The sequence below is a fragment of the Amycolatopsis speibonae genome, from assembly GCF_042647925.1.
GTDB lineage: Bacteria > Actinomycetota > Actinomycetes > Mycobacteriales > Pseudonocardiaceae > Amycolatopsis > Amycolatopsis speibonae.
The window spans coordinates 14,258-39,495 of sequence record NZ_JBHRWK010000028.1 but is presented as its reverse complement, the minus strand read 5'-3'; the positions used below and the strand labels follow the sequence as shown (position 1 = coordinate 39,495).

General features: G+C 67.9%; 27 protein-coding genes. 8 read left to right on the top strand and 19 right to left on the bottom strand.

Going from position 1 to position 25,238, the window contains the following annotated elements; all coding sequences use genetic code 11:
- Positions 1 to 513 precede the first annotated feature (513 nt).
- The 3 genes from ACFOSH_RS21025 to ACFOSH_RS21015 form a co-directional block, all read right to left on the bottom strand.
- Positions 514 to 1,794, bottom strand: coding sequence for a heparan-alpha-glucosaminide N-acetyltransferase domain-containing protein (locus ACFOSH_RS21025; protein WP_378240722.1), 1,281 nt, complete (start codon positions 1,792 to 1,794; stop codon positions 514 to 516).
- Between the two features lie 114 nt (positions 1,795 to 1,908).
- Complete coding sequence (locus tag ACFOSH_RS21020; RefSeq protein WP_005167610.1) at positions 1,909 to 2,139, bottom strand: DUF3107 domain-containing protein; 231 nt, start codon at positions 2,137 to 2,139, stop codon at positions 1,909 to 1,911.
- A gap of 58 nt (positions 2,140 to 2,197) precedes the next feature.
- On the bottom strand, positions 2,198 to 2,851 hold the full coding sequence (locus ACFOSH_RS21015; protein ID WP_378240721.1) for a ferritin-like fold-containing protein: 654 nt from the start codon (positions 2,849 to 2,851) through the stop codon (positions 2,198 to 2,200).
- 462 nt (positions 2,852 to 3,313) lie between these two features.
- On the opposite strand from ACFOSH_RS21015, the gene ACFOSH_RS21010 reads away from it, so the two are divergent.
- Both ACFOSH_RS21010 and ACFOSH_RS21005 read left to right on the top strand, forming a co-directional pair.
- Positions 3,314 to 4,927, top strand: a complete 1,614-nt coding sequence (locus ACFOSH_RS21010) for a DEAD/DEAH box helicase (RefSeq protein ID WP_378240720.1) — start codon at positions 3,314 to 3,316, stop codon at positions 4,925 to 4,927.
- Between the two features lie 34 nt (positions 4,928 to 4,961).
- Complete coding sequence (locus tag ACFOSH_RS21005) at positions 4,962 to 6,356, top strand: Rv3212 family protein (protein ID WP_378240719.1); 1,395 nt, start codon at positions 4,962 to 4,964, stop codon at positions 6,354 to 6,356.
- A 40-nt stretch (positions 6,357 to 6,396) separates the two neighbouring features.
- On the opposite strand, the gene ACFOSH_RS21000 is transcribed toward ACFOSH_RS21005, so the two are convergent.
- The 7 genes from ACFOSH_RS21000 to ACFOSH_RS20970 all read right to left on the bottom strand — a co-directional run bounded on the left by ACFOSH_RS21000 (position 6,397) and on the right by ACFOSH_RS20970 (position 10,808).
- Complete coding sequence (locus tag ACFOSH_RS21000; protein ID WP_378240718.1) at positions 6,397 to 7,062, bottom strand: hypothetical protein; 666 nt, start codon at positions 7,060 to 7,062, stop codon at positions 6,397 to 6,399.
- Between the two features lie 114 nt (positions 7,063 to 7,176).
- Entirely contained in the window at positions 7,177 to 7,512 is a 336-nt protein-coding gene (locus ACFOSH_RS20995) for a hypothetical protein (protein ID WP_378240717.1), read from the bottom strand.
- Between the two features lie 34 nt (positions 7,513 to 7,546).
- Positions 7,547 to 8,407 (bottom strand): RecB family exonuclease, encoded by an 861-nt coding sequence (locus ACFOSH_RS20990; protein ID WP_378240716.1) that lies wholly within the window; start codon positions 8,405 to 8,407, stop codon positions 7,547 to 7,549.
- Positions 8,408 to 8,520: 113 nt separating this feature from the next.
- Positions 8,521 to 9,150 carry a MarC family protein gene (locus tag ACFOSH_RS20985; protein ID WP_378240715.1) on the bottom strand — a complete coding sequence of 210 codons (630 nt, stop codon included), beginning with the start codon at positions 9,148 to 9,150 and terminating at the stop codon, positions 8,521 to 8,523.
- The gene (locus ACFOSH_RS20980) at positions 9,147 to 10,010 is read right to left on the bottom strand and encodes a PHP domain-containing protein (protein WP_378240714.1); all 864 of its coding nucleotides are present in this window, start codon (positions 10,008 to 10,010) and stop codon (positions 9,147 to 9,149) included. Before ACFOSH_RS20980 ends, ACFOSH_RS20985 begins: the two co-directional genes overlap by 4 nt.
- 51 nt (positions 10,011 to 10,061) lie before the next feature.
- Entirely contained in the window at positions 10,062 to 10,622 is a 561-nt protein-coding gene (locus tag ACFOSH_RS20975) for a PH domain-containing protein (protein WP_364208026.1), read from the bottom strand.
- 24 nt (positions 10,623 to 10,646) lie between these two features.
- Positions 10,647 to 10,808 carry a hypothetical protein gene (locus ACFOSH_RS20970; RefSeq protein WP_005167589.1) on the bottom strand — a complete coding sequence of 54 codons (162 nt, stop codon included), beginning with the start codon at positions 10,806 to 10,808 and terminating at the stop codon, positions 10,647 to 10,649.
- A 186-nt stretch (positions 10,809 to 10,994) separates the two neighbouring features.
- Here ACFOSH_RS20970 and ACFOSH_RS20965 point away from each other — a divergent pair, with 186 nt between their 5' ends.
- Positions 10,995 to 11,423 (top strand): NUDIX hydrolase, encoded by a 429-nt coding sequence (locus ACFOSH_RS20965; RefSeq protein ID WP_378240713.1) that lies wholly within the window; start codon positions 10,995 to 10,997, stop codon positions 11,421 to 11,423.
- Between the two features lie 104 nt (positions 11,424 to 11,527).
- On the opposite strand, the gene ACFOSH_RS20960 is transcribed toward ACFOSH_RS20965, so the two are convergent.
- Positions 11,528 to 12,631, bottom strand: coding sequence for a DUF2332 domain-containing protein (locus tag ACFOSH_RS20960; RefSeq protein WP_378240712.1), 1,104 nt, complete (start codon positions 12,629 to 12,631; stop codon positions 11,528 to 11,530).
- Between the two features lie 33 nt (positions 12,632 to 12,664).
- On the bottom strand, positions 12,665 to 13,243 hold the full coding sequence (locus ACFOSH_RS20955; RefSeq protein WP_378240711.1) for a MaoC family dehydratase: 579 nt from the start codon (positions 13,241 to 13,243) through the stop codon (positions 12,665 to 12,667).
- A 250-nt stretch (positions 13,244 to 13,493) separates the two neighbouring features.
- Here ACFOSH_RS20955 and corA point away from each other — a divergent pair, with 250 nt between their 5' ends.
- The 3 genes from corA (at position 13,494) to ACFOSH_RS20940 (ending at position 16,244) form a co-directional block, all read left to right on the top strand.
- A complete protein-coding gene (gene corA / locus ACFOSH_RS20950) occupies positions 13,494 to 14,582 on the top strand; it encodes a magnesium/cobalt transporter CorA (RefSeq protein WP_378240710.1) in 1,089 nt (362 codons plus the stop codon).
- 178 nt (positions 14,583 to 14,760) lie between these two features.
- Positions 14,761 to 15,408, top strand: coding sequence for a metallophosphoesterase family protein (locus ACFOSH_RS20945; protein ID WP_378240709.1), 648 nt, complete (start codon positions 14,761 to 14,763; stop codon positions 15,406 to 15,408).
- Positions 15,405 to 16,244, top strand: a complete 840-nt coding sequence (locus tag ACFOSH_RS20940; RefSeq protein WP_378240708.1) for a chromosome partitioning protein ParB — start codon at positions 15,405 to 15,407, stop codon at positions 16,242 to 16,244. Before ACFOSH_RS20945 ends, ACFOSH_RS20940 begins: the two co-directional genes overlap by 4 nt.
- 75 nt (positions 16,245 to 16,319) lie before the next feature.
- Here ACFOSH_RS20940 and ACFOSH_RS20935 read toward each other — a convergent pair whose 3' ends face one another.
- Positions 16,320 to 17,843 carry an MFS transporter gene (locus ACFOSH_RS20935; protein WP_378240707.1) on the bottom strand — a complete coding sequence of 508 codons (1,524 nt, stop codon included), beginning with the start codon at positions 17,841 to 17,843 and terminating at the stop codon, positions 16,320 to 16,322.
- A gap of 122 nt (positions 17,844 to 17,965) precedes the next feature.
- On the opposite strand from ACFOSH_RS20935, the gene ACFOSH_RS20930 reads away from it, so the two are divergent.
- Positions 17,966 to 18,643 (top strand): TetR/AcrR family transcriptional regulator, encoded by a 678-nt coding sequence (locus ACFOSH_RS20930; RefSeq protein ID WP_378240706.1) that lies wholly within the window; start codon positions 17,966 to 17,968, stop codon positions 18,641 to 18,643.
- Positions 18,644 to 18,793: 150 nt separating this feature from the next.
- Here ACFOSH_RS20930 and ACFOSH_RS20925 read toward each other — a convergent pair whose 3' ends face one another.
- Positions 18,794 to 19,717, bottom strand: coding sequence for a hypothetical protein (locus ACFOSH_RS20925; RefSeq protein ID WP_378240705.1), 924 nt, complete (start codon positions 19,715 to 19,717; stop codon positions 18,794 to 18,796).
- 203 nt (positions 19,718 to 19,920) lie between these two features.
- Between ACFOSH_RS20925 and ACFOSH_RS20920 the strand changes: the two genes are divergently transcribed.
- A complete protein-coding gene (locus ACFOSH_RS20920; RefSeq protein ID WP_378240704.1) occupies positions 19,921 to 20,121 on the top strand; it encodes a PspC domain-containing protein in 201 nt (66 codons plus the stop codon).
- Between the two features lie 22 nt (positions 20,122 to 20,143).
- On the opposite strand, the gene ACFOSH_RS20915 is transcribed toward ACFOSH_RS20920, so the two are convergent.
- The 5 genes from ACFOSH_RS20915 to ACFOSH_RS20895 form a co-directional block, all read right to left on the bottom strand.
- Positions 20,144 to 21,325 (bottom strand): ABC transporter ATP-binding protein, encoded by a 1,182-nt coding sequence (locus tag ACFOSH_RS20915; protein ID WP_378240703.1) that lies wholly within the window; start codon positions 21,323 to 21,325, stop codon positions 20,144 to 20,146.
- 3 nt (positions 21,326 to 21,328) lie between these two features.
- Positions 21,329 to 22,171, bottom strand: a complete 843-nt coding sequence (locus tag ACFOSH_RS20910) for a carbohydrate ABC transporter permease (protein WP_378240702.1) — start codon at positions 22,169 to 22,171, stop codon at positions 21,329 to 21,331.
- A complete protein-coding gene (locus tag ACFOSH_RS20905; RefSeq protein ID WP_378240701.1) occupies positions 22,171 to 23,121 on the bottom strand; it encodes a carbohydrate ABC transporter permease in 951 nt (316 codons plus the stop codon). The genes ACFOSH_RS20910 and ACFOSH_RS20905 overlap by 1 nt, the downstream gene beginning before the upstream one ends.
- Entirely contained in the window at positions 23,118 to 24,440 is a 1,323-nt protein-coding gene (locus ACFOSH_RS20900; protein WP_378240700.1) for an ABC transporter substrate-binding protein, read from the bottom strand. Before ACFOSH_RS20900 ends, ACFOSH_RS20905 begins: the two co-directional genes overlap by 4 nt.
- 232 nt (positions 24,441 to 24,672) lie before the next feature.
- Positions 24,673 to 25,188 (bottom strand): general stress protein, encoded by a 516-nt coding sequence (locus ACFOSH_RS20895; protein ID WP_378240699.1) that lies wholly within the window; start codon positions 25,186 to 25,188, stop codon positions 24,673 to 24,675.
- Positions 25,189 to 25,238 lie beyond the last annotated feature (50 nt).

Sequence of the window (25,238 nt, the reverse complement as noted above, 5' to 3'; positions counted from 1 at the left end):
GCCTCTTCACCACCACCCAGCCCCAGACAGTGTGATGGGGCAGGGCCTCCGGCCCCGCCCCACCAACACCAACGAACCCCAATCCGAAAACGCAACAGCCTCCAGGGTCCCTCAAAGTTCCCCTCACCCGGCGTGGAACGGCCAGTAACTTCACCAGCCCAACGGCGCCGCGTGAAGTCCCCCTCCCCTCGGCTGAGCCGAAGAAACTCGACCTTCGCACCTTCCCCAGTACGTGAAGGACCCCTTCGCTGCGCCTAGCGCAGTGAAGGGGTCCTTCACGTACTTCAAGCGGGTTAAGGCCAAGCGTGTCTCAGGTACCTACGGTCGGGCGCTTTCGCGTGATTGGGCGGGCCACACACGTGACTGGACGGGCCACACGCGGTGAGACCCCGACCGCGCGCGTGTCGCCCGTCCAGTCACGTGTGTGGCCCGTCTGATCACACGCACCGCCCGCCCAGTCACGTGAAGTACCGAGTCGGCCCGGTCACTTGACCCTTCACGCGCAAAGAGATCTCAGCCACGCCGTTGAGCGGGTACCCGGGCATCGGTGAACAGGTGCTTCGGCCAGCTCGACAGCTTGTTCATCGCCCATTCCAGCGGCCCGCGCCCGACCAACTTCCGCCACAGCACCGCGGCGGTCAGCGCGACCACCGAGAACTCGACGAAGTGCACCACGCTGAAGATCGAGTCGCCGTCGCTCTCGTCCCACAGCAGCGCGATCGCCACGAAATGCAGCACGTACGCGCTCAGCACCCGCCCGCCCAGGTCCGAAAGCGGCCGCAGCACGCGCTCGAACCTCGGCATCAGCAGCTGGCAGCCGCCGATCACCGCCGCCGCGATCCCGATCGAGATCAGCAGGTCGAACGGCGTGTACGAAGTACCCGTCGGCAGCAGTTCCCAGGCCCAGCTGGTGGTCGGCGGCGTGCCGTGGATCCAGGTCTGGTGCAGCCGGAAGAACTCCTGCGGCGTCATCCCCATCTGCGCGGCCGCGGGTTCCAGCGAGCGGTAGACGGCCTGCATGCCGCCGAGCGGCCCGGTCGCGATCCAGGACACGAGGTACCCGCCCACCGCGAGCGCCGACCCGCCGAAGAACAGCCGACGGCACACACTGCGCGAGGTCAGGTCCATCCGCCCGAGCGACATCCCGGCGAACACGTACGCCATCAGCGTCAGCGCGGGGAAAGTCCCGGTCAGGACGAGGACTGTCGCGGCCTTCAGCAGACCCGTCGACGTGACGTCGTCCGCGGTCAGGTCCGGCGCGAAGAAGAGGAGATCGCGGGGCAGCAGCTGCACCCTGATCAGATGCGAGAGCACCGGGCCCGCCACGGCGACGGCGACCGCCGTGATCGCCAGCGTCTTGGCGCCCGCGCGAAGCCACGGGATCGCGAAGAGGAAACAGGCCCCGTAGTAGGCCAGGATCACCATGTAGCCGGTCTCGAGGCTGGTCAGCCACAGCCCCAGCGCCACCAAGAGCGGTGCGCGGGTCGCCAGCTTGAGCGCGACGCGCGTCCGGTCGCGGCCCAGCTTCGGGCGGCGACCGCCGGACATCAGCGCGACCGAGACCCCGGCCAGCACCGCGAACAACGCCGCGGAGTGGCCTTCGAAAGGTTTGAACAGCACCCCGATGCCGCCCTTGGCGGGTTCGGGGCCGACATGCACCGCGTACATGCCGAGTACGGCCAGGCCGCGGGCGACGTCGATACCGGTCAGCCGCCCCGCGACCCGTTTGCCTTGTCCGGGAACAGTTCGCGCGCTGTCGACCAGCGCGCGGTCCATCACAGTGACGCCGTCCACCTCATTTCTCGGCTAGCCCCCTGCCGTCCCCGCCTTAGCGTGACGATCAAATCTGAGAGCGAGCTGAGACGCAGCGGTGACGCCACTGTGACATGTGACTATGACCCGAACGGGTCAGCCTCCGACGGCGAAACCGACCTTGCGGACGTCCGACGGCGCGATCTCCACGTAGGCGATCCGGTCGGTGGGCACGATGTACTTGCGGCCCTTTTCGTCGTCGAGGCGGAAGATCCCGTCGCCGGCCCTCAAGGCGTTCGCGACCAGTTCCTCGACTTCGTCGGGCGACTGGCTGCTGGACACCACGAGCTCTCGCGGCGTGTCCTTGATGCCGATCTTGACCTCCACGTGGGACCTCCGCTTGAAAGTTCGAAATTCACTGGTTCGCCAAGGCTAGCCGAAGGGCTCAGCCGAGCCCCAGCACCTGCATGCGCTTGGTGTGCCCCTGCTGCAACCGGCGGAACAGCGCGGCGATTCCCGAAAGGTCGCCCGAGCCTTCGACGATCAGTTCGGCGAGCCCGTCCCGCTCGGCGACGACGTACTGGGCCTGCGTCAGCGCCTCGCCCAGCAGGCGGCGGCCCCACAGCGCGAGCTTGTCGCGCGCCTTCGGGTCGGCCAGGATCCCGGCCGCGACCTCGCGCTCGGCGAAGGCCGAATGCCCCGTGTCGGCGAGCACGGTGAGCACCAGATCCTTGGTCTCGGGGTCGAGCCAGCTGGCCATCTCGCGGTAGAGGTCCGCGGCGAGCCCGTCGCCGACGTAGGCCTTCACCAGGGACTCGAGCCAGGAGCGCGGCGCCGTGGAGGCGTGCCAGGCGTCGATGTGCCCGACGAAGGGCCGCATCGCGTCTTCGATCGCGACGCCGTGCCCCGCCAGATGCTTGGTGAGCAGGTCGTAGTGCCCGATCTCGGCGGCCGCCATGGACGCCAGCGCGGCCCGGCCGGACAGCGTCGGCGCGGTGCGCGCGTCCTCGGCCATGCGATCGAATGCGGACAATTCCCCATAGGCGAGTACGCCGAGCAAATCGACTACGCCTTCACTGATCTGCTTTGCCTCCGTCACGGCGGAAAGAGTATCGCCGAACACACTCACCCGGAGGGGAAGAGACCGATCCCACCCTCACCGGCGCGGCGGGGACTTTCCTAAAACCGCAGACCAGGTACACTGACGGCCGGATACGACGGATCTTCCGTCCCGGATCGGGACGCCGCTGCGGCTGAAGGACAGCCGGTGTGGCCCCGGTCAGCACAAGAATGATGTGCGTGCACGCCATCCTGCGGCATTCCCACGAAGGGCCGCTTCAGCGCCAGTAGCGCGGAGCCGAGCGAATTTTCGTGGTCGAGTGTCGATCGGTGACCAGGGCAGTGCGCGCTGGTCACGAGAGAGGCGAGCACCCTGACCACGAACGAAATCACCACCGAAGAGAACACCACCACGAGCCTCCCGGAGGCCGTCGCGCTGGAGCACAGCGAGACCGGCCCGGCCGCACTCGACACGTCGCACCCGCTGCAGGCGGGCGCACCGGTGGAACCCGAATCCCCCACCTTCGCTTCCTTCGGCGTCAAGCCGGAGATCGTGAAGGCACTCGGCGAGGCCGGGATCGAGCGCACCTTCGCCATCCAGGCGCTGACGCTGCCGCTGGCCATGGCCGGCGACGACCTGATCGGCCAGGCCCGCACGGGCATGGGCAAGACGCTGGGCTTCGGCGTCCCGCTGCTGCACCGCGTCGAGGTCCCCGGCGACGGCACCCCGCAGGTGCTGGTCGTCGTGCCGACCCGTGAGCTGTGCATCCAGGTCGCGAACGACCTGAAGGGCGCGGGCAAGCACCTCGGCATCCGCACGCTGGCCATCTACGGCGGCCGTCCGTACGAGCCGCAGATCGCGGCGCTGCGCAGCGGCGTCGACGTCGTGATCGGCACCCCCGGCCGCCTGCTGGACCTGGCCGAGCAGAAGCACCTCGTGCTGGGCAAGGTCCGCGGTCTGGTGCTGGACGAGGCCGACGAGATGCTCGACCTCGGCTTCCTGCCGGACATCGAGCGCATCCTGCGGATGGTCCCGGACAAGCGCCAGACGATGCTGTTCTCGGCGACCATGCCGGGCCCGATCATCACCCTGGCCCGCACGTTCCTGACCCAGCCGACGCACATCCGCGCCGAGGAGAACGACGCCGGCGCGATCCACGAGCGCACCACCCAGTTCGTCTACCGGGCGCACTCGATGGACAAGCCCGAGCTGATCGCCCGCGCGCTGCAGGCCGAGGGTCGCGGCCTGACGATGATCTTCACCCGCACCAAGCGCACCGCGCAGAAGGTCGCCGACGAGCTCGTCGAGCGCGGCTTCGCGGCCGCCGCCGTGCACGGTGACCTGGGCCAGGGCGCCCGCGAGCAGGCGCTGCGCGCGTTCCGCTCCGGCAAGGTCGACGTGCTGGTCGCCACCGATGTCGCCGCCCGCGGCATCGACATCGACGACGTCACGCACGTGATCAACTACCAGACGCCGGAGGACGAGAAGACCTACGTTCACCGGATCGGCCGCACCGGCCGCGCCGGGCGCACCGGTGTCGCGATCACCCTCGTCGACTGGGACGAGGAACCGCGCTGGAAGATGATCTCCGACACCCTCGGGCTCGACATGCCCGAGCCCGCCGAGACGTACTCGTCGTCCAAGCACCTGTTCAGCGACCTGGGCATCCCCGAGGGCACCACCGGCCGTCTCCCGCTGTCGAAGCGGACCCGCGCCGGCCTCTCGGCCGAGGTCGAAGAGGACCTGGGCGGCAAGCGCCGTGGCCGCGGCCAGGGTCAGAGCCAGGGCCCGAAGGACGAAGAGGCTCCCCGCAAGCGCAACCGCGCGCCGCGCAAGCGGACCCGCGGCGGTGCCGACTCGGCGGCCAAGATCGAGGCCGCCGACGCCGCCGCTTCGGCGGATGGCGCCGCGAGCGAGTCCTCTGATACCGCTGGGTCCTCCTCGGAGGGCCGGACGAGGTCCCGTCGTCGCAGCCGCGGTGGCGCGAAGCCGAGCCCTGAGGTCAGCGGTCCGGCCGTCGAGAAGGAGGCCGGCGACAGCGCCGAGCGTCCGGCTCGTCGACGCCGCCGTCGCCGTCCGTCGGCGACTTCTGATACACCTTCGTCGGCAGACTGAGCTTTCAGACCGCGGACGTGGGGGGCTAGGGCACGTGAGCGAACGCTGGGACGCCGCGCCGGACGATGATCCGGCGCGGCCCGTGCCCTCCGATCCCGAACAGACGTCGACAGGCGAAGAGCCGGACGCCACGGCCGCGATCGGCACTGAAGACGTACTGGACGCCGACCCCGCGCCGGTGGAGGCCACCGAGCCGCCACTGGCCGGGAAACGCGCCCGGCGCTCGCCGTGGAACCGCAAGCGGGATCGCGTGTTCGCCGCGGCGATCGTGGTGGCCGTCGCGGTCACCGGCGTCGTCATCGGCGTGACCAGCGACAACGCGGCGACGGTCGCGCAGGTCGCCACCACCCTGCCGCCCGGGCTCCCGCCCGCACCGTCGGAAGTCCCCGGCTCACTGAGCGAGCTGTGGCAGGCGCCGAGTGCGTCGACGCCCGTCCCGATCGGCGAGGCCAACAGCGTCGTCACCGCCGACAAGGGCGAGGTACTCGGCCGGGACCCGTACACCGGCGACGTCCGCTGGCGCTACTCCCGGGATCTCGAACTGTGCACCGTCGCGCTCGCCGGGATCAAGGTGGACGCGGTGTACCGCAAGGACACCGGCTGCAGCGAGGTCACCCAGCTCGACGCGGGGACAGGGCGCCGCACCGCACAGCGCAACGGCGACGCCGAACTCGGCACCCGGCTCGTCGTCGACGGCTCGCACATCACCACGACCGGTAAGAAACTGCTCAACACCTGGCGCGACGACCTGGTCAAGAGCATGGAGTACGGCCAGGTCCCCGCCATGGTGAACGCGAACAAGCAGCCGAGGACGGGCTGCACCTACGGCACGGTGGCCGCCGCGGCGGGCAAGATCGGCGTGATCGAACGCTGCCCCGGCGACCCTGCCGACCGCCTCACCGTCTACCGCGCGACCAACGACGAAGCCGACGACCCCAAGGTCGACTACAGCACCGTGCTCGCCGGGAAGAACGCGAAAGTCGTCGCGATGTCCGGCGACCTCGCGCTGATCGTGCTCCCCGAACAGAAACTGCTGGTCATCTACGGTGGCGACGGCCAGCAGAAGTCGGCGTACCCGCTCGACGTGCCCGCCTCGGACCTCGCGCAGGATCCGGTGGGCGGCATCATGACGACCGCGTGGACCGCGCAGGGCGTCTACTGGTTCACCGGCTCGAAGACCATGGCGTTCTCACGGGACGACCTCACGCCGCGCTGGACGCTGAACAGCGCCGTCGGTCCCGGCGTGACCTTCGGGGACCAGCTGGTCGTGCCGATCCAGGGCGGGCTCGCCGTACTCGACGAGCTGACCGGGACCACGGTCCGCACCGTCGGCGTCGACCGCCGCGGCTACAACGGCCCGGTGCAGCTCTCTTCGGTCGGGCCGGTGCTGCTGGAGCAGCGCGGCCCCACGCTGGTCGCCCTCAAGTGACCGGCGGGCGATAGCAAAGGTCCCTTGCTCCCGCCTGCCGTCATCGCGTCGTCGTGGTCGTCGAGGTCTTGCTCCGAAACCGGCCGATTTCCTTCCAGCACCATTTCTCGCCCTCTCGGGCGAGCGTGCCGGTACCGGTGCGGTTTCGGCCTTCGACGCTCACCGTGACGTCCACGGTGTACTCGGTCTCGGAGACCTTCGTGATCCCGCCGAGCGTGGCGCTCGAGACGTCGTCGACTCGTTCGATGGACTGATCGACGTCCTTTTCCGCATTCACGCACTTGAGCGCGGTCAACGCGGGCCTGTCGTGGGCGTTGATGCCGTCGACGACCGCCTGCGCGGTCGCCTCCGGTCCTGCCGCCTTGTCGGCCTTGTCGTCGCCGAGGAAGAACCCGGGAGCGACGAAGCCGGTGATACCCAGCGTGATCACCACCACGGCAGCGGCGGCGATGCCCACGATCAGACCGGTCTTGCCGTTCTTCGGGGGCGCGGGCGGCCCGCCGAAGCCCTGTCCGTACTGCTGGTTCTGACCGGGGTACTGCTGCTGGGGATACTGCTGCTGCGGGTACGCGCCGCTCTGGTCGTAGCCGCCCTGCTGGTACTGCTGTCCTGGGTACTGCTGTTGCCCCGGGTACTGCTGCTGTTCTGGGTAGTGCTGCCCGTCATGGCCGTACTGGGGCTGTCCTGGCTGGGGTGGGTAGGTCATAACGGTGCCCTTCGTCCTCGCTGTGCGGCGGCGTGTTCGTCTACGACGCGCCCAGTGAGTTCAAAGTTTCGCCGTGCCAGGCCGCTTTTCCGGTCCGGTGGCAGTTTCCTGCCGTCAGCTCCACCAGAACAGGCTCAGCGCGGCCGTCACGCTCACCACGACGGCGAGACCCGCGAAGCCCGCGGGGCGGCCATTACGCGAATCGACGACCCGTTGGGCCAGCGAAGCGACCACCGCCGCGACAGGATGTCCGATCAGCATCAGCGGCCCCGGCCCCGGTGCGCCGGAGAACAGGCAGATCCCGGCGATCGCGAGGACGAGCACCGCGAGCACGACCATCCCGGCCGCGAGCGAACCGGTCAGCCCGCGCCAGAACCGGCCGCGTTCGGGCGTCTCGGCCTGGTCCGCGGGCGGCGTGGTCGCGAGCTCTTCGGTGTCCGGTGACGACACGTCCTCGCCTGTCCAATCGTCGGGTCTCGGGAAGCTAGGGCGCCAGCAACTCCCACGGCTGGGCCGCGGGCCCGGCCTCTTGACCGGCCGCGCAACTGGGCCGGAAGTCGCACCATGAGCACCGGCGGCTCGGGCGCGCGGGAAACAACACGTCCTCGTCACCGCCGGCCTTCAGCGTATCCGTTGCCAGCCGCAGGTCCCCGGCGGTCTCGTCGGCGCGCTGGAGATGCCGTTTCAGGCTCTGCTCGGTGTGCTCGGCGGCAGCGATGGTGCCGGTGGGCACGTGATGCAGCTCGACCTGGTAGCACGGCGTCCGCAGCGTCCTGGCGGCCGCGACCGCGTACAGCGCCAAGGCCTGCGACGAGCGCGCCTCGTACTCGTCCGGCGCGCGGCGGCCGGTCTTGTAGTCGATGATCACCAGCTCCCGGCCGCGCTGGTCGATACGGTCGGCGCGGCCCTCGATGATGAGGCTGGGCCCGCTGCCCGGCTCGAGCGTGACGGGCGCCGAAACCCAGCGCTCCAGCCCGACCGGGTCGACGCTGACGTCGTTGTCCTCGACGTACTCCGCGACCCATCCCTTGGCGCGGGCGCGATACCGGGCGGCCTGGTCGGAGTCTTCGAACCCGGCGTCCTTCCAGTGCTCGGCGACGAGCGCCATCGCCCGCTGCGGCACGCGCTTGATCACCGGCAGGTCGAACAACGCCCGCAAAGCGTTGTGCACCACCGCGCCGAGCGTGCTGTGCGCCCACGCCCCGGTGCGCGTCGGGGACGGGCGGTCGAGATACGACATGCGGTAGCGGCGCGGGCAATCTTCGAACGTCGCGAGGCGCGCGGGCGAGACCTTCGTCAGCTTGCGCGGCGCTTCGACGCCGAAGTCGAAACCAATCTGCTCCATCGGATCACCCCGCCCGCAACGCTACGCACCCCCACCGACACTTTTCGAGGGCATCCCCGCCGAAGAGAGCAAGGGACCTTTGCTATCGCCCGCCGACCAGAGAGCTGAAGGGGTCAGGTGCCCGCGATAAAGCCCTTCACCGAGTTCGCCACCAGCTCGACCGCGATGGCGGCCAGCAGCAGACCGGCGATCTTCGCCAGCAGCGTGATCCCGCTTTCCTTGATCAGCCGGATGACCACGCCCGAGTACCGCATGCACAGGTACAGCACGAAGTGCACCGTCACGATCGAAAGCGCGAGAGCCACGTACGCGCCTGGATGCCCGTCGGCCTGCCGCACGAAGACGATGGTCGCGGCGATCGCGCCCGGACCGGCGAGCAGCGGCGTCCCGAGCGGCACGAGCGCGACGTTGACGTCGTCACCCGCCGCCTCGGACTCGCCACCGGTCTTCCCGGTCAGCAACTGCAGCGCGATGAGCAGCAGCAACAGCCCGCCGGCGCCCTGCAGCGCCGGGATCCCGATGCCGAGATACGACAGGATCGCCTGTCCCGCGACGGCGAACAGCGAGATCACCAGCAGGGAGACCAGCACCGCCTGCCGCGCGGCCTTGGCACGGAACGCCACCGGCTTGCGGCCGGTCAGGCTCAGGAACACCGGCACCGTGCCGGGCGGGTCCATGATGACGATCAGCGTGATCGTCGCGCTCATGAACAGGCGCGCGTCGAAGAAGTCCGTGATCGTCATCGGGTCACGACCCGGTACCCGGTCGAACGCGCGACGAGTTCTTCGAGCGCGAGCGGGTCGGTGGTCTCGTCGCCGAGATCGATGGTCTTGTTCGTGCCGTGGTAGTCGCTGGACCCGGTACGCACGAGCCCCAGCTCCCCCGCCAGCCCGTGCAGCCGGACGCGGGTCTCCTCGTCGTGGTTCGGGTGGTCGACCTCGACACCGGTGAGCCCGTGCCCGGCCAGCCCGGCGAGCACGTCGACGGTGATGGTCGCGCCTCGCGTGTAGGCGAAGGGATGCGCGATCACGGTGACCCCGCCCGCTTCGGCGATCATGTCGATCGCGTCCTCCACGAGCGTGTCCTGCCGTGCCACGAAATACCCGCTGCCGTTGCCGAGGTAGCTCCCGAAGGCCTCGTTCACCGACGAGACGACACCGGCCCGCACCAAGGCTTGCGCGAGATGCGGCCGACCGGCCGAACCGTCCTCGGGCAGCAGCGACATGATCTCGTCGGGATCGACAGGCAGGCCGTCGGCGGCCATCCGCTCGGCCATCACCCGCAGGCGCCAGCGTCGCTCCGACCGCAGCCGGGTCTGCTCGGCGACGACCGCCGTCGACGCCGGGTCGAAGAGGTACGCGAGCAGGTGGACACTGACGTGCCGCCCGGTCACCGGATCGACGGAGATGGTGGACAGCTCGGCACCGGGCACCAGGGAAAGCCCGGGCGGGAGTGCCTCGGCGGCCGGGGCCCAGCCGGCCGTGGTGTCGTGATCGGTGATCGCGACTACGTCGAGGCCCGCCTTCGCGGCGGCGGCGATCAGCCCGGCAGGGCTGTCGGTACCGTCGGAGGCGGTGGAGTGGGCGTGCAGGTCGATGCGCATCGCGCATCAGTATCGACGATGCGCCAGGTCACAGCGACCCCGGGACCTGCGCTAACCGACCTTCTTCTTGCCGCGCGCCGCACGCTGCGCCTTGATCATCGAAAAGCGCTCGGCCTGCTTCTGCTTGTCGCCGAAGACGAGCTCGGAGATCGTGTCGTAGAACTCTTCCGGCTTCGGCAGATAGTCGATGCGGTTCAGCGCCTGGATCTGACCGGCCGACTCGACCACCATCGTCCCGTAGCCGAAGATCCGGCCGGTCGCCGAACGCTCGTAGGTGAGGTCGGTGACCTTGGTGATCGGCATCATCAGCACCTTGGTGGTGTAGACGCCGGTGGTCATGACGAAGCGCTTGTCCGTGACGACCAGCCGCTCGACCCACCACTCCATCACCACGTACGCGAAGCGCAGGATGACGAGCAACGCGGCGTACCAGAGGATGTTCTGGATCACCCACGCGGCGGCCGGCAGCAGATAGGACACCAGGACGCAGATGGCCAGCAAGGCCACCGCCTCGAAGGTGTCCCACAGCAGCACCGCCCAATGACGGCGAATCCTGATGACCCGCCGCTCGGTGTCGAGGAGGTACTCGTCTGGATCGCGTGGGGCGAACATACCTATAGAGTATCCGCTCCCCCGCTAGCTGAAGACGTTGCTGACGAAGGTGATCACCGATTCGGCCGAGTCACGCAGGAAGCCGATGATGTTTCCCACGAGGCCCGCGGCCTGACCCGGCTGCGCGATCACGAAGAACAGCACCAACGCGATTCCTGCGAAAGTGAGTAGCTTTTTCGCGTTCACGGCGATCAATCCTGTCTCTTACGGTGACTGACTGCGGATACTTGCTCTTCATTTTGTACCGCACCTTCCACCGGCGCGGGAGGGAAGTCCCGCGCTTGGGTCAGCCGGCGAGGAGAAGTGTACCGTATGGCTACTCTCCGTGTACAGGACAGCCGTTGTCAGGAAGCCCGCGTCTACCATTCGGGAATGAACACCGTTTCGGACAGCACCGTCCGCTGTGTCGGCGGCATCGTCCACGACGAACTCGGGCGGATTCTGCTGATTCAGCGCGCGAATGAACCCGGACGTGGACTGTGGTCGGTCCCCGGCGGACGCGTGGAACCAGGCGAAACGGACGAAGCGGCCGTCATTCGCGAGCTGCGCGAAGAGACCGGTCTGGACGTGATACCGGGCACATACGTCGGCAACGCCCGCCGCGGCCCGTACGACATCCACGACTACGCCTGCTCGATCACCGGCGGCACTCTCCGTGCCGGGGACGACGCCGCGGACGCACGGTGGATCGACGCCGAAACCTTGATCGAACTCGACAAAGGCGACCGGCTGGCCGAACTCCTGTTCGTCACTCTCCGCGACTGGGGAGTGCTTCCCGCCGCGAATGCCTCACCTGCTTGACAACCGCCGTGTCCGATTCGGCAAAGACGGCCGGGATAAAGCAGCGCATGAGGTGAAAATTATCCTCATCGATGCCTTCCCGACATGTTCTCCGCGCGGAATGGTTAAACCGGGAGCCAGGTCATCCGCTGTCCGTGCGGGGCGGTCCTGGCCAGCGCGCGCACGTCCGGGACGCCGTCGTCCCAGCGGACCAGCCCGAGCACGGCCTGGTCCGCGGGTTCGGCCAGGTCGGTCCTGCCGGGCACCAGGGGCTCCAGCGCGGCGGCGTAGAACTCCTCGCTGACCCACCACAGCGGCCTGTCCGCGGCGAGTTCCCGCAGCGCTTCGAGGAAGTCCGCCCGCCGCTCCCCCAGGTACGCCAGCACGTGGCTGGTCAGCACGACGAGGGGGACGTCGGCGGGCAGCGTGGCGGCGGCCGAGGCGAGGTCGTCGACGGCGTCGCCGGTGATCAGGTCCGGCCGCTGTTTGGCCTGCGCCGCCGCAGCCGTGCGAAGGAGCCGGATCCGGTCCGGCTGATCAGCCCAAACGCAGGCTTCGAGCCAGGCCAGTTCGTCCTCGTCGGCGAGGTCCACCGGGGCGCGGTCGAGGCCGGCGCGGGCGGTGATCGTCAGCTTCTTCGGCACCTTCGGCGTGACGGCGCCGAGCGCGAGGTCCAGCGCGCAGTGCAGGCCGACGGCGGTCTTCGCGGGCCCGGCGGTGAGTTGTTCACCGCCGTCGCACTGGTAGCGGTAGGCGTACTTGTCCATGCCGAGGAGCAGTCCGGCGCTGCAGCCGACCTCGAGCAGCGCGATCTTGCCGCCCGCCTCCTTGGCCGCCGCCGTCACCGCGGGGTAGAGCAGCGCGGCGCGGCGGACCTCGTTGGTCTGCGTGTACCGCGAGGCGATGATCGCCCGCGCCCTGTCCGCCCGCTCCAGCAGGAACGAACGGAACAGCGGCCACGTCTCCGAGTCCACGCCGTCGAAGCCGCCGACGGACGGGTAGTACCGCGAGAGCGGGTGGATCGGGTCGGCCTGGATGAGCCGGTGCGCGGTCGCCATCAGCAGCGTTCCGCGCGCTTCGCCGCCGCGGGCGTCGGTCAGCAGCCCGGCGACGTCGTCGTCCTCGGCCGCCTTCGCCGCCAAGTGCTCGTACAGCGGCGAAACACCGGCTGCCTCGACCGTCGCGAACTTCCGCAAGCGGCTTTTGATCTCATCCAGCCCGATGGGCATCGACGCGCTCCACTCTTCCGTTCGTGACAGCCGTTATTCGTGCGGCACGGGGCGGCCGGGCTGTTCACCGCCCCTGCTGTCACCGTAAGACCGCTTCGGCACCATCACCTTGCGACGGAACACACACACGATCGTGCCGTCCTGCTTGTAACCGCGGGTCTCGACGTAGACGACGCCGCGATCGTCCTTCGACTTCGACGGCGTCTTGTCCAGCACCTCGGTCTCGCCGTAGATGGTGTCACCGTGGAACGTCGGCTTCACGTGTTTCAGCGATTCGACCTCGAGATTCGCGATCGCCTTGCCGGACACGTCCGGCACCGACATCCCCAGCAGCAGCGAGTAGATGTAGTTGCCGACCACGACGTTCTTCCCGAAGTCGGTGGTCTCCTCGGCGTAGTGCGAGTCGAGGTGCAGCGGATGGTGATTCATGGTGATGAGGCAGAACAGATGGTCGTCGTACTCGGTGACCGTTTTGCCCGGCCAGTGCTTGTAGACCGCACCGACCTCGAACTCTTCGTAATAGCGACCGAACTGCACCCATTCCTCCTGCACGAGTAACGCGGCGTGAGCCTGGGACGACAGGCATTCGTGTTGAGGAGTACCCTCGACCATTGGTGTCGGGTCGTCAACGCGACCCACGCCACTGCGTAACCGTCCGCCGAGCCGAAGGAGGTGAGGAACCCGATGTCCAGTGGCGATAGTCCGCTTCCTACTAGTCGCAGCGTTTCCGCCTTCACATCTCGCCGGATCCCCACCTGGCAGGGCTGACGAACCGGGAACGCTGGCCTAGCCGAGCGGCCCCCCGACCGCTTGGCCCGTCGTCTTCGCGCACCAACGCACGACGTCTGCCCAGGAGATCCCCATGCCTGCCATTCCCTCGCTCGGCGGCCTTCGCGGCCGGAGCAACGGCCGCGCCAAGAGCGTTCCCGAACGCCCGCTGCCCGTCCCCCTTTCGGCGTACGTCGTCGACTGCGCGGTGTATGTGGAGGGCAAGCGCCTGCCCGGCCGCTGGTCGCACGCCGAGGCGATCAAAGAGGTGCGGAAGCGGCACGCCGGGTTCGTCTGGATCGGCCTGCACGAGCCCGACGCGGTTCAGATCCAGGGCATCGCGGAGACCTTCGGCCTGCACGAACTGGCCGTCGAGGACGCGCTCGAAGCGCACCAGCGGCCCAAGCTGGAGCGCTACGACGACACGCTGTTCATGGTGCTGAAGACGGTCCGCTACGTCGAGCACGAGTCGCCGACGACGGCGAACGAGATCGTCGAGACCGGCGAGCTGATGGCGTTCCTCGGCCGTGACTTCGTGATCACCGTGCGGCACGGGAACCACTCGGGGCTGGCCAGGCTGCGCCGCGAACTCGACCAGGACCCGGAGCGGCTCGACCTCGGGCCGTCCGCGGTGCTGCACGCGATCGCGGACCACGTGGTCGACCACTACCTGGACGTGACCACCCGGATCGAGTCGGATATCGACGAGATGGAGACCCAGGTCTTCGCGCCGCGGTCCAAGGTCAGCGCCGAGCAGATCTACTTCATGAAGCGCGAGGTGCTGGAGTTGCGGCGTTCGGTGATGCCGCTGGCGACGCCGTTGCAGCGGCTGGCCGAGGGCTACACGCGGCTGATCCCGGACGAGGTCCGGTCCTATTTCCGCGACGTCTCCGACCACCTGACGACCGTGTCGGAGCGGGTCGTGAACTTCGACGAACTGCTCACCACCCTGGTGGACGCGACGCTGGCGAAGATCACGCTCCAGCAGAACACCGACATGCGCAAGATCACCGCGTGGGCGGCGATCATCGCGGTCCCGACGGCGCTGGCCGGTATTTACGGGATGAACTTCGACTACATGCCGGAGCTGCATTGGCGCTTCGGTTATCCGCTGGCGATGACGATCATCTTCGGCGTCTGCATCCTGCTCTACCGAATATTCCGGAAGAACCGCTGGCTCTGACCGTTCTTCCCTTTTCGGTAGTACTGGAGTTCCCTCATGCCAAGGATCCTGACCAACCTCAAGTTCTGGGCACTGGCCTTCTGCGTCGTCTGGCTGGGCATCGTGATCGTGATCATCGCGAAGGACCCCGCGTTCGCGCACGGCCCCAAGTAGCGCCTCCGGCATTACGCTGGAGCGCATGAAGGCGCTGGTCGTCGCGGACGAGGTCGAAGAGCGATTGTGGACGTCCGCCGTCCACCATCACCCGGCCGACCTCGTAATCGGTGCCGGTGACCTGCCGTACGCCTATCTCGAGTTCCTGGCGAGCGCGCTCGACGTGCCGTGCGTGTTCGTCCCGGGCAACCACGATCCCGACCTGTCCGGCTACACGCGCTACGGCGGACTGTCCATGAAGGACGGTTTCCCCACCGTGTGGCCGGGTCCGGCGGGCGGGGTGAACGCGGACGGCCGGATCGTCGACATCGGCGGGCTCCGGTTCGCCGGGCTCGGCGGTTCGGTCCGCTACAACGACGGCCCGAACCAGTGGACGCAACGACAGCAGGCGCGGCGGGCCCGGCGGCTGGTGCGCCGGGCACGGTTCCGCCGCTGGCGGGACGGCCGGGACGTTGACGTACTGCTCACCCACGCGCCGCCGCGGCACTGCGGCGACCGCGAGGACCCGCCGCACCGCGGGTTCGACTGTCTCCATCGCACGATCGAGTCGCTGCGGCCGAAATGGTTGCTGCACGGGCACATCCACCCGCACGGTGAACCCGTGCCGGACCGGGTGATCGGCGGGACCACGGTACGCAACGTGGTCGGGCACCGGATCATGGAGTTCGTATGAAGGACACCGGCTTTCCCCGGGCGGACGCGGAGCACGACTTCCTCCGCGCGCGCAGGCGTCAGGTGCTGTCGCGGCTGGCGAACTGGCTGCGCGGCGAACCCGACGACGTCAACATCATGCTGCCGTTCCACGAGGTGGTCGACGCGCTCGGCTATCTCGGCGAGCGGAAGATCGGGGCGCGGGTGATCCGGCTCGATTCGATCGTCGGCAGCGTCGACCGCGGCCGCGACTTCGACCGCCGCTTCCGCCCGACGTCGGGCCGGGTCCGTGAACGCTGGGAAAGGCTGGCGCTCGCGACCAGGCGTGGCGAGTCGATTCCGCCGATCCAGGTGTACCGGGTCGGCGAACTGCACTTCATCATCGACGGGCACCACCGCGTTTCGGTGGCGCACGCGATGCGACTGTCCACAATAGAGGCGATGGTCACCGAGGTGCGGACCAAACTGGACCCGAGCGGGATCCGGTACCGCGGCGACCTGATCGTGAAGGACTACCGGCGGCTGTTCCTGGAGCGCGTCCCGCTTTCCGGGCACGCGCGGGCTTCGGTGGTGTTCACCGATCCGTGGGACTACGCACGGCTCGGCGAGCACGTGGAGGCGTGGGGTTTCCGGCTGATGCAGGACGAAGGGGCCTACTCGGACCGCGCGACGCTGGCGCAGCGGTGGTTCGACGAGGAGTTCGTGCCGGTGGTGGCGATGCTGCGGCAGGCGGACCTGATCGGCTCGCGGACGGACGCCGAGGCGTACCTGTGGGTCGCTTGCGAACGGTACCGGCTGATCCGGACGCACCGGTGGGACGACGAGGTCTTCGAGGCTGTGCGGTCACAGGCCCAGTGACATGCTCCGCACGTGAGATGAATGGGACTTTCATCTCAAATTTTGCACTGAAAGTCCCATTCATCTCATCCCCCGCTACATGTGCACGGCAACCGGCGCAGCGTCCGAAGCGCCCTCCGGCGCCTTCGCCGGCGCGCCGGACCGCAGCAGCAGCCCGCAGATCACCGCACCGATGACGAAGATCCACCCGCCCCACACGAAAGCGGTCGTGTAACTGTGCACGGCCGCTTCGGCCGCGAGCTGCGGCGTCGGCACCTTCCCGACGAGGAACGACGTCGCCGCGTTACCGGCCAGAGTGCTCAGCAGCGCGGTCCCGATCGAGCCGCCGACCTGCTGCGCGGTGTTGACCGCCGCCGACGCGACACCGGCGTCGTGCGTGTCGACGCCGAAGGTCGCGACGCTCATCGCGGGCGCCATGGCGAGGCCGATACCGACGCCCATGATCATCAGCGGGAACAGCACCCCGTCGGCGTACGTGCTGGTGGTGTCGATGGCCGAGAGCCAGAACAGTCCGGCTCCGGCGGTCAGCATTCCCAGTGACACCAACGGTTTCGCGCCGAACTTCGGCAGCAGCACGGCCGTCGCCGACGTCGCGCTGGCCATCAGGGTGGCCACCATCGGGAGGAACGCGACCCCGCTCTGCACCGGCGTGAACCCGAGGTTCAGCTGGATGTAGAAGGTGAGGAACAGGAAGATCGAGAACATCCCGATGGCGAGCAGGAACATCGCGAGGTACGAGCCGCCGCGGTCGCGGTCGAGCAGCACGCGCAGCGGCAGGAGCGGGTGTTCGGCCCGCTGCTGGATCACCACGAACGCGGCGAGCAGCACGACACCGGCGGCGAGGAAGCCCCACACCGAGACCGCGGACCACGAGTCCCGCTCGGCGTTCGCGAAGCCGTAGACCAGTGCGAACAGACCGGCCGACGCGGTGATCGTGCCCGGGATGTCGAGCTTCGGGCGCGGGCCGTCGGTCTCGGAGTTCTTCAGCAGCACGAACGAACCGGCGAACGCGATCACCGCGAAGACGATGTTGACGTACATCGACCAGCGCCAGTCGAGGTATTCGGTCAGCACGCCGCCGAGCAGCAGGCCGATCGCCGCGCCGCCACCACCGATCGCGCCGAAGACACCGAAGGCCTTACCGCGCTCCTTCGGGTCGGTGAAGGTCGTTGTCAGCAGCGAAAGGGCCGCCGGAGCGAGAAGGGCGCCGAAGACACCCTGAGCGGCGCGGGCGATGAGCAGCATCTCGATGCTGTTCGCGGCGCCGCCGATCGCGGACACGATGGCGAAGCCGGCGAGCCCGACCAGGAAGGCACGTTTGCGGCCGAAGAGGTCCGCGAGCCGTCCGCCCAGCAGGAGCAGGCTGCCGAACGCGAGCGCGTAGGCGGTGACGACCCACTGGCGGGCGTCGTTCGAGAAGCCGAGGTCCTGCTGCGCCGACGGGAGCGCGATGTTCACGACGGTGGCGTCGAGCACCACCATCAGCTGGGCGAGGCCGATCATCACCAGGATCAGCCATCTCCTGGCGTGGTGCGGGTTGGGGTGCTGCGCGGCCGCGTCCCCCGGCGGCACGGCGACAGCGGTGGATGTGTCAGGCATACGGGCGGTTTCCTCACCGATAGTGACGAAGAAGCTATGTGGAGTAGGTGTCTCCCCTTTCGCCGCCCAAGGTACACAAGAAGTGGAGAACTGTCCTCTACTTCATTTGTTAAGCTGGACGAATGGCTCGGGACCTTGCTCCCGCCGCACCGGCGCGGCCGCTGCGGCGCGACGCTGAACTCAATCGGCAGCGCATCATCGCGGCGGCACGCGATGTCTTCGGCGAGCGCGGGCTCGAAGCGACACTCGACGACGTCGCGCATCACGCAGGCGTCGGCGTCGGCACCGTATACCGGCGCTTCCCGAGTAAGGAACACCTGGTCGAGGCCATGTTCGTCGACCAGTTCGAGACGATCCGTGAGTTCGCCGAAGAGGCGCTTCGCGCCGAAGACCCCTGGGAGGGGTTCACCGGTTTCACCTGGCGCGCGGCCGAACTCCACGCCGGTGACCGCGGGTTACGAGAGGTCATGCTGTCGAACGTCTTCGGCCACGAGCGGGTCGCCGAGGCGAAAGCACGCATGGTGCCATTGATCACACAGCTCGTCGAACGGGCTCAGTCGGCAGGGGTCCTCCGCGCGGACATCGTGCCGACGGACATGCCGCTGCTGCACCAGATGGTCGGCTCGGTCATCGAGTTCACCCACGGTATCCAGCCCGACCTGTGGCGCCGGTGCCTCGCGATGCTGCTGGACGGCCTGCGCGCCGAACCCGGCCGCGCCACCCCGCTGCCGCATCCGCCGCTGGACGTCGAGGCGCTGGAGGAAGTCATGTGCTCCTTCCGGCTGCCCAAGCTCCGCTGACCCGCCGCATTTAGTCCTCTGGATGCGGTAGTCACCGATCTCGCGTGCTTGAAGGCGGAACTCGCGTGACCTGACGCAATTAGTCACCTACTTGCGGCCGGTGTGCGCCGCGTGACGCACGCAGACGCCGCAAGTAGGTGACTAATTGCGTCAGGGGAGCTTCGGGAACACCGCCACGGCGACTTCCCGCGCCGAGGCGCACGTGGCGTCTTCCGGCGCCCCGTCGACGCCGACCACGGAGAGCACCGCCTGCTCGACCCGCTCCGGGGTGCCCGGGATCGGCCGGTGCGTGGTCACCTGGCAGAACGCGCCCGACATGGCGACCTGGACCTGCCGCCCGCCCAGCGCCTCCGTCGCGCCCGGCGTGGTGTCCGCCCCCACCGACAGTGAGAAGCTGACCTTCCCGCGGATGCAGCTGTGCCCGGACAGCGCCGGGGCCGGTTGGGTCTCCGGACCGGCGGCGGTGTCGAGTTCGTGCTGGTCGAGGAGTGCGCACGGGGCGACGCGGCCCCACGAGCGCTGGTCGAGGTTCAGCCTCCCGACCTTGCGCGCGGTGATCGCCTCCGCCGCGCTGCCGACGCCCGCGTCGGCGATCCGGCAGCGGCCGGTCTGGTCGGCGGGCGCCGTGTTGTCCGAGGTGACGACGATGGACAGCCTGATTCCCTCGGCGAAGGTCAGCAGCCGCGTGCAGGCGGTGTCCTCGTTGAACGTCGACTGCTGGACGCTGACCCCCTCCGGCAACGGCCCGCCGTAGTCGTAGGGCTGGTTGTTCGGGTCCTGCCCGGAGGTGATCGGGCCGGTGGTCACGGTGTAGCGGGTGGCGCCCTCGACGAATTCCAGGCGGCAGAACTCGAAAGAGCTCAAGGGCGGTTTGACCGCGGTTCCGCCGGCGATCACTTTTCGCTGGTCGACAAGGCTGCAGTAGTCGAGCGACGGGTACTCGCCGAGCGCTTCGGAAGCAGTCAGGGCCTCGTCCGCCGTGGTCGGTGACGGTGTCGCCGCCGGTTCCGGCGTGCCGCAGGCCGCGGCGAGGAACAGGCCACAGAGTCCTGCGATCAGTCTCTTCGGGGGCACCGGAGAAGTATCGTCAAAAGCTCCCGGAACACCACCCCCTACGGGCGAAGAACACAGGGTTCGCCGCGTTTTCCCAGGTGACTGCTTTACTCCGGCTTCACGCCCACTAGGGGTGTGTTTCGTTCCGCAGTGGGATGCGGCCGGGCCGTCACCCGGCGAAAATGGGTTTCACACAACGTTGAAGACGAGAGAGGGACGAACCCGTGAGCCATCCCATCGCCGCCCGCCTGACCCGACCGCGCCAGGGCCGCATGATCGGCGGCGTCTGCGCCGGTATCGCCAAGCGTTTCGGCACCACGCCGGGCAAGGTCCGCCTGCTGGCCGTGCTGTCGTGCCTGCTGCCCGGCCCGCAGTTCATCGTCTATCTCGTGCTGTGGCTCGCCCTGTCCGAGAGCGAATACTGATCCCGGGCAGGACGAGCCCGCCTCACGCGGTGTAGGTCAGGTTCTTGCCGCTTGCCCCGTCGAACAGCTTGATCTTGTCCGCGTCGAACCAGAGCTCGATGTTCTGGTTCTCGGCGGCCGAGGACGCCGCGGACAGACGAGCCACGATCTGCGACTCGGCGCCCGGAACGTCGGAGGATCCGCTGTCGGCGGCGAGATCCGCGAGGTCGGACGACGACGCGGCCTCCCCCTCGACCGTGAAGTGCGCGAACTTCTCCGAACCCATCGACTCGAGGACGTCCACGTGGGCGGTGAACGTCGCCCCGCCCTGACGCGCGGACGCGTCCACCAGTGCGGCGTCCTCGAAGTGCTCCGGCCGGATGCCGACGATGACCTCACGCGGGGCGTCGGCGGCCTCGACCAGCTGCCGCACCCGATCGGTGAGCGGGATGTCGCCCAGCGCGCTGCGGGCGGTGCCGTTCTCCAGCGTCGCCGGCACGAAGTTCATCGACGGGCTGCCGATGAACCCCGCCACGAACAGGTTCGCCGGGTTGTCGTAGAGGAACTGCGGCGACCCGATCTGCTGCACGTAGCCGGCCCGAAGCACGACGACCCTGTCACCGAGGGTCATCGCCTCGGTCTGGTCGTGCGTGACGTAGAGCGTCGTCGTGCCCAGCTGTTTCTGGATCTTCGACACCGAGGTCCGCATCTGGCCGCGGAGCTTCGCGTCCAAGTTGGACAGTGGTTCGTCCATCAGGAACGCCTTGGGATTGCGGACGATCGCGCGCCCCATCGCGACACGCTGCCGCTGCCCGCCGGAGAGGTTCGCCGGCTTGCGGTCCAGATGCCCGGTCAGATCGAGGATCTGCGCGGCCTCGTCGACCTTGGCCCGCACGATCCGGTCGTCGACCTTCGCCAGCCGCAACGGGAACGCCATGTTCTCCCGCACGCTCATGTGCGGATACAGCGCGTAAGACTGGAACACCATCGCGATGTCACGGTCCTTCGGCGCCTTCTCGTTGACGCGCTTGCCGTCGATGCGCAGTTCGCCGGAGGAGATGTCCTCCAGGCCCGCGACCATGTTCAGGGTCGTGGACTTACCGCAGCCGGACGGGCCGACCAGGATGATGAACTCGCCGTCGGCGATCGTGATGTCCACTTCGGACACCGCGAGGGCGCCGTCCGGGTACTTCTTGGACACTTTTTCGAGAACGATTTCAGCCATGGGTCAGCCCTTCACCGCACCGGACGTCAGCCCCGCCACGATGCGACGCTGGAAGAACAACACGAACAGGATGATCGGGACGGTGATCACCACGGCGGCCGCGGAGATCGTCCCGGTGGGATCTTCGAACTGCGAGGACCCCGTGAAGAACGACAGCGCCGCCGGGACCGTGCGCGAGGCCTCGGTCGAGGTCAGCGAGATCGCGAACAGGAAGTCGTTCCAGCAGAAGATGAACACCAGGATCGCGGTGGTGAACACCCCCGGTGCCGCCAGGGGCGCGATCACCTTCCGGAACGCCTGCGCCGGGGTCGCACCGTCCATCTTCGCCGCTTTTTCCAGCTCCCACGGGATTTCCCGGAAGAACGCGGAAAGCGTGTAGATCGACAGCGGCAGCGCGAACGTGATGTAGGGCAGGATCAGCCCCGGCCAGGTGTCGAACAACCCCAGCTCACGTTCGATGTTGAACAACGGCGTCACCAGCGAGACCTGCGGGAACATCGCGATCAGCAGCGACATCCCGACCAGCACCTGCTTGCCGGGGAAGTCCAGCCGCGCGATCGCGTACGCCGCCATCGTGCCGAGGACGACCGCGATCACCGTCGCGATGATCGCGATCCCGATCGAGTTCACCAGGGCCCGGATGAACTCCGTGGTCTCGAAGATGTCCGCGTAGTTCTGCCACGTCCATTCCGACGGGATGAAATTACCGTCGTTCAGGGTTTCCTTGGTCTTGAACGAAAGCGAGACCACCCAGAGCACCGGGAACAGCGCGAACACCAGGACCAGGATGTCGACGAGGCCCCATTTGACTTTGCGGCCGGTAGTGACCGCTCCACCGATGGCCATCAGCGCTTACCCCCATTGTCACTGCCGGGTGCGGCCGTGCCGAACACCTTGATGAAGAGGAACGCGATGATCGCCACCGTGATGAAGATCAGCACGGCCATCGTCGACCCGATCCCGAGGTTCAGCCCCTTGACCAGGTTGTTGTAGGTCTGCATCGACACCGACGACGTGTCCTGCGCGCCGTTGGTGAGCACGAAGATGTTGTCGAAGATGCGGAACGCGTCCAGGGTGCGGAACAGCAGCGCCACCAGGATCGCCGGTTTCATCACCGGCAGCATCACCTTGGTGAACCGCTGCCACGCCGTCGCGCCGTCCATCGCCGCGGCCTTCAGCAGGTCGTCCGGCACCAGTGCCAGCCCCGCCATCAGCAGCAGCGCCATGAACGGCGTCGTCTTCCACACCTCGGCCAGCACGATGATCACCAGCGAGGAGCCGTACTGGGTCAGCGGCGCGCTGTCGGGGAAGAACAGGTTGGCCAGGTAGCCAGTGTCCGGCGTCCAGGCGTAGTACCAGGAGAACGCCGCGACCACCGTCACGATGCCGTACGGGATCAGGGCGACCGTCCGCACGAGGCCCCGTCCGACGAGGGTCCGGTGCATGATCAGTGCCAGGCCCATGCCCAGGACGAACTCGATCACCACCGAGACGATGGTCAACCCCATCGTCGTCCCGAACGCCGTCCACCAATAACCGTTGGTCAGCACCGAAACGTAGTTGTCGAGACCGACGAACTCCTGCTGCGCCGGGAACCTGAGGTCGTAGCGCTGCAGCGAAAGCCAGATCGAGTAGATGATCGGATACCCGGTGACGGCGATCATCACGAACGCCGCCGGGGCACACAGCCATAGACCGAGTCTGCGCTCGGCCTTCTTTCCTTCACTGAGAACGGGTTTCGCCTTCTTGCCCGGCTTGCTTTCGGTCGCCGAACCGGCGGTTTCCTGCACGGTCACGGGATCACTCCCTTCGACTCGAGCGCGTCGGCGAGTTCTTTCTTCAGCTTCTCCGCCGTTTTCTGGGGATCGATTTCGGAAGGCGGGGAAAGCACCTTCGACAACACGGTCGAAGCGTTCTGGTACGCCGGGGTCAGCGGGCGCACCGCGGCGTCCTTGAGCGCGTCCAGAATCGTTTCCCGCATCGGGTACTTCGTGTCCATGCTCGGGTTGTCGTCGCTCACACCCGCCGTCGCGTCGAGGGGGACCGTGTCGGTGTAGAGCGATTCGAGCGTCGGCGGGACACCGTCCTTGAGCGCGGAGAACTTCTGGTTCTTCTCGTTGCGCAGGCACAGCGCGACCTCGTAGGCCTCGGCCTTGTGCTTCGAAGTCGAGCTGACCGCCAGGTTGTAGCCACCGATCGTGGTCTTGGCGGGCTTGTCCGCTTCGAACCGCGGATAGGTGGTCCACTTGAAGTGCTGCAGTTCGGCCTTCTTCTCCTTGGCGTAGGAGGCGTAGACGAACGGCCAGTTCAGTTCGAAGGCGGCGTTGCCACGCTGGAAGGCCTGGCGGACCTCGTCCTCCTTGGAGTTGGTCAGCGACGGGTCGGTGATCCCGGCCGTGGTGACCTTCTTGAGCATCTCCAGCGCCTTGACCGCGCCCTCGTCCATCACGACGGACTTGCCGTCGTCGGAAAGGATCTTGCCGCCCGCCGATTCGACGAGCGTGTTGTAGATGACGACGAGGCCTTCGTACTGCGCGCCGGTGAACACGACGTTCGCCGGTTTGCCCTGGCTCTTGAGCGCCTGGGCCTGGCCGATCATCTCGTCCCAGGTCTTCGGCGGCGTCGGGGTCAGCCTGTCGTCGTACCAGAGCAGCTGGACGTTGGTGTTCTTGGTCGCCGCGTAGAGTTTTCCGTTCCACGTGGCGGTTTCGAGCGGCCCGGGCAGGACACCCGCGGTCGCCTCGGCCTTCGCTTCACCCGTCCATTCGTCGGCCCAGCCCGCCTCGGCGAACTCGGACACCCAGGTGACGTCCAGCCCCAGGACGTCGAGTGAATCGTCCCCGGCGGCCAGGCGGCGCACCATCTGTTCCCGCTGGCCGTCGGCAGGCCGCGGGAGCTTGTTGTAGACGACCTCGTACCGCCCGCCCGAGGCCTTGGTGCAATCGTCCACAACGGACTGGAAGTTGTCTTCGGGCGCGTAGTAGACGTTGATCTTCAGGCCGGCATCCGAACCGCAGCCCGCCAGCAGGCCGACCGTCAGCGCTGTCGCGCCGAGTAGCGAGCCGGTGCGGCCTGGTGAGCGGCCCCTCCGGCTCGCGCTCATCCTCTTCCCCATGAGGCCTCCTCACCCGCGCACGCTGGGATACGCAAGCACTAGGACGCGTTGAAGAAGCCCGCGCGCCAGCACCCCGACGTGCTAGTGCTCGGGCGGACACGCTGGAGTACATGACCGCCCGACTGGTGTTGTGCAACCTATTCCGGGCGATCACCGCCCGCAAGCAGTATCGGTAACGATTCAGCGGACTGCACGACGAACAGGTGAACGAGTACCGCCGAATGTCACCGCGTCAGCCGGCGGGGCGGCCGCCCAACGCGAGCTGGGCGAGGAGCTCGCGGCCCTGTTCGGCCGAACGTGGCTGGCAGAGCACGTCGTAGCGCCCGGCGACCAGTTGGCTGGCGGAGGAGAAGTCGCGGCGGGACATGCTGTAGCTGATGGCCGCGAAGACCGTCCACGCCAGGATGCCGAGCAGGAGCCCGCCGATCATGGGCTGCCAGGCGAAACCCTGGTTGTTGAACATGCCCAGCAACAGCCCGATGATCAGGCCGAACCACGCGCCCGACACCGCGCCGGTGCCCAGCACGCGGCCCCAGCTCAGCCTGCCGAGGATGCGCTCGACGAGCATCAGGTCGACGCCGACGATGGTCACGTCGGCGACACCGAATTCCTTCTCCGCGAGAAAGTCGACGGCGTGCTGCGCTTCGCCGTACGTCGCGTAGGAGCCGATCGGCCAGCCGGAAGGCGGGGTCGGCAGCCTGGGCAGCCCGCCCGCGGCCCGGCCGCCTCCACCAAAGGGAGCACTCACGTAATCACCTCTCGCCCGTCCCGGTCCATCTTCTCAAGGACGGGCGAAAG

Excerpts from the sequence above, each read along its gene's own strand:
- ACFOSH_RS20980 (WP_378240714.1), bottom strand. The coding sequence starts at position 10,010 with ATGCGCATCGACCTGCACGCCCACTCCACCGCCTCCGACGGTACCGAC.
- ACFOSH_RS20965 (WP_378240713.1), top strand. The coding sequence starts at position 10,995 with ATGAACACCGTTTCGGACAGCACCGTCCGCTGTGTCGGCGGCATCGTC.
- ACFOSH_RS20955 (WP_378240711.1), bottom strand. The coding sequence starts at position 13,243 with ATGGTCGAGGGTACTCCTCAACACGAATGCCTGTCGTCCCAGGCTCAC.
- ACFOSH_RS20960 (WP_378240712.1), bottom strand. The coding sequence starts at position 12,631 with ATGCCCATCGGGCTGGATGAGATCAAAAGCCGCTTGCGGAAGTTCGCG.
- corA (WP_378240710.1), top strand. The coding sequence starts at position 13,494 with ATGCCTGCCATTCCCTCGCTCGGCGGCCTTCGCGGCCGGAGCAACGGC.
- ACFOSH_RS20915 (WP_378240703.1), bottom strand. The coding sequence starts at position 21,325 with ATGGCTGAAATCGTTCTCGAAAAAGTGTCCAAGAAGTACCCGGACGGC.
- ACFOSH_RS21000 (WP_378240718.1), bottom strand. The coding sequence starts at position 7,062 with ATGACCTACCCACCCCAGCCAGGACAGCCCCAGTACGGCCATGACGGG.
- ACFOSH_RS20930 (WP_378240706.1), top strand. The coding sequence starts at position 17,966 with ATGGCTCGGGACCTTGCTCCCGCCGCACCGGCGCGGCCGCTGCGGCGC.
- ACFOSH_RS20985 (WP_378240715.1), bottom strand. The coding sequence starts at position 9,150 with ATGACGATCACGGACTTCTTCGACGCGCGCCTGTTCATGAGCGCGACG.
- ACFOSH_RS20900 (WP_378240700.1), bottom strand. The coding sequence starts at position 24,440 with ATGGGGAAGAGGATGAGCGCGAGCCGGAGGGGCCGCTCACCAGGCCGC.
- ACFOSH_RS20940 (WP_378240708.1), top strand. The coding sequence starts at position 15,405 with ATGAAGGACACCGGCTTTCCCCGGGCGGACGCGGAGCACGACTTCCTC.
- ACFOSH_RS20910 (WP_378240702.1), bottom strand. The coding sequence starts at position 22,171 with ATGGCCATCGGTGGAGCGGTCACTACCGGCCGCAAAGTCAAATGGGGC.
- ACFOSH_RS20945 (WP_378240709.1), top strand. The coding sequence starts at position 14,761 with ATGAAGGCGCTGGTCGTCGCGGACGAGGTCGAAGAGCGATTGTGGACG.
- ACFOSH_RS20935 (WP_378240707.1), bottom strand. The coding sequence starts at position 17,843 with ATGCCTGACACATCCACCGCTGTCGCCGTGCCGCCGGGGGACGCGGCC.
- ACFOSH_RS20975 (WP_364208026.1), bottom strand. The coding sequence starts at position 10,622 with ATGTTCGCCCCACGCGATCCAGACGAGTACCTCCTCGACACCGAGCGG.
- ACFOSH_RS20990 (WP_378240716.1), bottom strand. The coding sequence starts at position 8,407 with ATGGAGCAGATTGGTTTCGACTTCGGCGTCGAAGCGCCGCGCAAGCTG.